Source organism: Mesorhizobium sp. M7A.F.Ca.CA.004.06.1.1, assembly GCF_003999135.1.
Classification (GTDB): Bacteria; Pseudomonadota; Alphaproteobacteria; order Rhizobiales; family Rhizobiaceae; genus Mesorhizobium.
This window is the reverse complement of sequence record NZ_RZPQ01000533.1, coordinates 1-4,152: the sequence shown is the minus strand read 5'-3', so window position 1 is coordinate 4,152 and position 4,152 is coordinate 1. Positions and strand designations below refer to the sequence as shown.

General features: G+C 61.0%; 4 protein-coding genes and 1 pseudogene. All 5 read left to right on the top strand.

Translation table 11 applies throughout. The annotated features are described in order from the left end of the window. A partial coding sequence (locus EN906_RS25140; protein WP_164777342.1) for a hypothetical protein occupies positions 1–609 on the top strand: 609 nt, incomplete at its 5' end. Further along, entirely contained in the window at positions 606–2,459 is a 1,854-nt protein-coding gene (locus tag EN906_RS25135; RefSeq protein WP_127272554.1) for a hypothetical protein, read from the top strand. The genes EN906_RS25140 and EN906_RS25135, both read left to right, overlap by 4 nt. Further along, positions 2,425–2,910: a GNAT family N-acetyltransferase gene (locus EN906_RS25130; protein ID WP_164748982.1), complete on the top strand. Its 486-nt coding sequence runs from the start codon at positions 2,425–2,427 to the stop codon at positions 2,908–2,910. Before EN906_RS25135 ends, EN906_RS25130 begins: the two co-directional genes overlap by 35 nt. 12 nt (positions 2,911–2,922) lie before the next feature. Beyond that, positions 2,923–3,915 (top strand): tail fiber domain-containing protein, encoded by a 993-nt coding sequence (locus EN906_RS25125; RefSeq protein ID WP_013531595.1) that lies wholly within the window; start codon positions 2,923–2,925, stop codon positions 3,913–3,915. Then, positions 3,912–4,152: pseudogene (locus tag EN906_RS25120) on the top strand (flagellar biosynthesis protein FlgJ); the annotation flags it as partial. The gene EN906_RS25125 and the pseudogene EN906_RS25120, both read left to right, overlap by 4 nt.

Below are 4,152 nucleotides of genomic sequence, written 5' to 3'. Positions count from 1 at the left end.
ATGCAGGAACTTGCCAACGTGATGGCGTCGGAAATCGTCGACGCCTACGACTGGCAAAAACTGCTGGTCCTGAAGACCTTCATCGGTGACGGCACCACGGCCGATTTTGACCTCCCGGACGACTATGAGCGAATGCAGCAAACGTCTTCGCTCTGGTCGTCCCGGTGGTTGTGGGCAACGAACCATCTGACCAGCCCGGATCAGTGGATTGAGCTTCAGGTGACGCCGATCGCCACGGTGAACGGCTACTGGATTATTTTCGGTGACCAGTTTCACCAATGGCCGGTCATGGCCAGCACCGAGACGGTGAAGTTCTTTTATGTCTCAAACGAGATTGTGAAGGCGAGCAACAATTCCCTGAAGCCGGCTTTCACGGAAGATGCCGACACGTTCAGGCTCTCCGAGCGGCTGCTGAAGCTCGCCATCATCTACCGGTGGAAGCAGAATAAGGGCCTTGCCTATCAGCAAGCCCAGGACGACTTTGAAACGCTGAAGCTTCGCATGATCGACAAAGATCCAGGTTCAAAGCCGGTCGTGTCGGGCCAGCCGCCCCTTAGCTGGCGCGGTCGCAATGTCGCGTGGCCTGGGACTGTCACAGGTGCCCCGTGAGGCTTGGCGAGCGTTTCCCCGGCCGCCGCAAGGCTGTTCCGGTCCCGGCTGCGGCTAAGGCCCAGCCGTACACTTTCGGCGCGCCTGTCGCCGGCTGGGTGACCAATCAGAGCCTTGTGAAATCCAAGCCGTTTTCGGCCCAGACCCTCGAAAACTTCCTTCCGACCTCTACCGGCATCAGCATGCGCGGCGGCTCGGTAAAGCGTGCCACGATCGGCTCCGTCCCGGTTGAAAGCTTCATCACGTACAATGCTGGCGGCACGAAGAAGATTTGGGCTTGCGATGCGACCACCATCCGTGATGTCACAGCGCCGGCCTCGCCGACTGTGCCGCCGGCCGCGTCCGTTTCGGGCCAGACTTCCGGCTACTATTCCTATGTGAATTTCACCACGTCTGGCGGCTCGTTCGTGGTGGCGGTCAACGGAACGGACTTCCTTCAGCTCTACAGCACCACCTTCGATTGGTCGGCCGTCAATGGCTTGGCCACCTATCGGCTGAACTTCGATACCCAGACGGTCAACTATGTGACTGGCCAGACGATCACGGGCGGCACCAGCGGCGCGACCGCGACTGTCGTCAAGTCGATCGACAACGGCACTACGGGTTCGCTCTACATTCAGAGCATCACCGGAACGTTTCAGGACAACGAGACCGTCACCGGCTCGATTGCCGGCTCCGCGAAGGCTGACATTCCGGGCGGCGTGGTGCAGATCTCCGCCGCGATTACCGGTGTGGCGACCTCTGTCCTGTCGCATGTCTGGCTTTATCGCAATCGGCTGTTCTTCATTGAAGGCGGCACGATGCGCGCGCGCTATCTCGGGGTGGACAGCGTGACGGGCGCCCTGGGCTCGCTGAACCTGTCGGGCATCTTCCAGCGCGGCGGCTCGCTGCTGTTCGGCGCTACGTGGTCCCTCGATGCCGGCGACGGCATCGACGACAAATGCGTGTTCGTCACCACGGAAGGCGAGGCAGCAATCTTTGAAGGATCAAACCCCGCTGGTGCGACTGCGGCGGAATGGAACTTGGTCGGCCGCTACGATCTGACGGACCCGATGGGCAAGCGTGGTACGATGCGAGCCGGCGGCGATCTGATCGTGGCCACCAAAGAAGGCCTGGTGCCGATCTCAGCCGCCATCAACAAAGACGCGGCGGCGCTGTCGCTTGCGGCTATCTCCCGCAATATCGAACCGGATTGGAAGCGTGAGGCTGCTCGCCGGCTTTCCCTGCCGTGGGAGATCATCAAGTGGCCGGACATGAACTATGCGATTGTCGCGTTGCCGGTGACGGCGGCCGGACAGGAAGCATGGTCGTTCGTCGTCAATCTCGAAACCGGGGCTTGGTGTAAGTTCGTCGGATGGGCCACGCGCTGCATCGAACTGCATGACAGCCGCCTCTATTTCGGTACCAATGACGGCACGGTTTTCGAGGCCGAGATTGCGGGCAATGATAACGGCTTGCCGATTTACTATACCTATGTCGGCAACCCGGATCACATGAAGTCTCTGGGCGGCTTGAAGACCGTTCACCAGGCGCGCCCGACCTTTCTCAGCGCCACGCCCTACAGCCCGAAAATCTCTTTCTCGGTCAACTATTCCGTCAGTCTGCCGCCAGCCCCTCCGGCGGCGGATGGCGGCACGGCGGACCTGTGGGATTCGGGCCAGTGGGATGTCGCGAAGTGGGACCAGGCGCAGCCTGTTGCATCGGTAGGCGGCGGGCAATGGATTTCGATCGGCAAGACCGGATATGTCATGCAGCCGCAACTGCAAATCACCGGATTTCTGAACCAGCGCCCAGTCACCGAATTCGTTCAGCTCGATGTCACTTTTGAAACGGGAGGCGTCGTTGTCTGACTACGCCATCAGTATCGAGAATTTCAACGCCGCATGGCCCGAGCTGGAACCCATGTGCCGGACTCACTATGGCGAGATGCAAGCTCGGATGGCTGGCGAAGGGATGACGATCGGCGAATTCAAGCCGCGCCTGAACGTCTACGGCGCCGCCGGGCATCTGCTCTGCTTTCTGGTCAGGACCGGCGATGGCGAGGCCGTGGGGTACGCCTTCATCTGGATCACCCAGGACATGCACAATTCCGAGATGATCGCCCAAGAAGACACGATTTACATGCGGCCGGACCATCGCAACGGCATCGGCCGCCGCTTCACCAAGCATATTCTGACTGAACTGAAAGCGCGCGGCTGCGTCAGGGCGCACGTCACCATCGCCACCGATCTACGCGTTGCAAAGATGTGCGAGCGCGTGGGCTTCAAGCGGTCGGCAATCGCCATGACCTATTTTCTCTAGGAGACCCTGACCATGTGTGCCCCAGACGCTCCCGCGCCGCCCGACCCGAAAGAGACATCAGCAGCGTCGACCGCAACGAACGTCGGCACCGCGATTGCGAATGCCAACCTCGGCAACGTCAATCAGGTGACGCCCGATGGCTCGCTGAACTATTCCCAGACGGGAACGTACAAATGGAATGATCCCTACACGGGCAAGTCCTATGACATCCCGACCTACACGGCCACGCAAACGTTGTCGGGAACCGGTCAGGCGATTAAAGACCAGACCGACCAGGCAAAGCTGAACCTGGGCGAACTGGCGGCCGGCCAATCGTCGTTTCTGAAGGATTGGCTCGCCAAGCCGGTCGACCTGTCCAACGACGCAACCGAAGGCCGGTTGATGGATCTCGGCATGAAGCGCCTTCAGCCGGCGCTCGATGCTCGCCGACAGGCGAACGAAGCCGACTTGATCAATCGCGGCATCCGTCCCGGTTCGGATAACTACGCCCAGGCGCAGAACATCCAGGACCAGGGAGAAAACGACGCCTACAATTCGTTGCTGCTGTCCGGTCGCGGGCAGGCGGTGCAGGAGGCCTTGGCCCAGAATTCGGCCCCGATCAACAACCTGACGGCGCTGCTCTCGGGCTCACAGGTCAGCCAGCCGAACTTCGTCAACGCGAACATGCCGACCATCCCGACGACCGACACGGCGGGGCTGATCAACACCAACTACAATCAGCAGCTCCAGAAGTGGCAGCAGGACGCCAGCAGTAGCAGCGATTTGATGGGCGGTCTGTTCGGATTGGGCGCGAACCTGATCAAGTTTTCGGACCGCCGCCTGAAGAAGAACATCCGCGCAATCGGCACCTTTGCCAACGGCCTGACGAAGTACGTGTTCGAATATCTCTGGGGCGGCGGTGAACAGGTCGGCGTCATGGCCGACGAGGTGCGCGCCTATCGGCCTTATGCGGTGACGACGGTCAACGGCTTCGATGCCGTCGACTACGGGAGGGCATTCGCATGACCGCACAGCCGGCTTTCATCTTCGGCGGAGATACTGGCGTCCAGACGCCTGAAGAACTCGCGCGACTTCGCGCCATCGCGGACGCCCTTCGCGGTCCGGCGGCACCGAAGACGGTCGGGCAGGGCCTTTCTGCCATCGGCGAGGCTCTTGGCTACCGTATGGCCAACGGCAGGGCAAACAGGGCGGAAGCGGACTGGCGCAAGAGCGGTGACAGCGTGTTTTCGGCGCTCTTTGGCT

Bases quoted from the DNA above. Each gene is read 5' to 3' on its own strand.
- EN906_RS25130 (WP_164748982.1), top strand. From the start codon at position 2,425: ATGTCACTTTTGAAACGGGAGGCGTCGTTGTCTGACTACGCCATCAGT.
- EN906_RS25125 (WP_013531595.1), top strand. From the start codon at position 2,923: ATGTGTGCCCCAGACGCTCCCGCGCCGCCCGACCCGAAAGAGACATCA.